General features: G+C 69.2%; 1 pseudogene. It reads left to right on the top strand.

The window, feature by feature from the left end:
* Nucleotides 1-302 (top strand): annotated as a pseudogene (locus ACQRBT_RS28330) (hypothetical protein); the annotation flags it as partial.

Below are 302 nucleotides of genomic sequence, written 5' to 3'. Positions count from 1 at the left end.
ATGGCGGTCAACCTGATCGAACGCATGCGCCGCGCCGACCTCAGCGCCGACGTGCGCGTGCTGTTCAGCCAGCCGACCCTGGCCGCGCTGGCGGCTGCGGTGGGCAGTGGGCGTGAGGTAGCCGTACCGGCCAACCTGATCACGCCCGATTGCGTACGCATCACCCCGGACCTGCTGCCGCTGGCGGACCTGGACCAGGCGGCGATCGACCGCATCGTCGCCAGCGTGCCGGGCGGCGTGGCCAACGTGCAGGATATCTACGCCCTGGCACCGTTGCAGGAAGGCATCCTGTACCACCACAT

This window comes from Pseudomonas sp. R19M (assembly GCF_050312585.1).
GTDB classification, from domain to species: domain Bacteria; phylum Pseudomonadota; class Gammaproteobacteria; order Pseudomonadales; family Pseudomonadaceae; genus Aquipseudomonas; species Aquipseudomonas palleroniana.
This window is presented reverse-complemented; position numbering and strand designations above follow the sequence as displayed.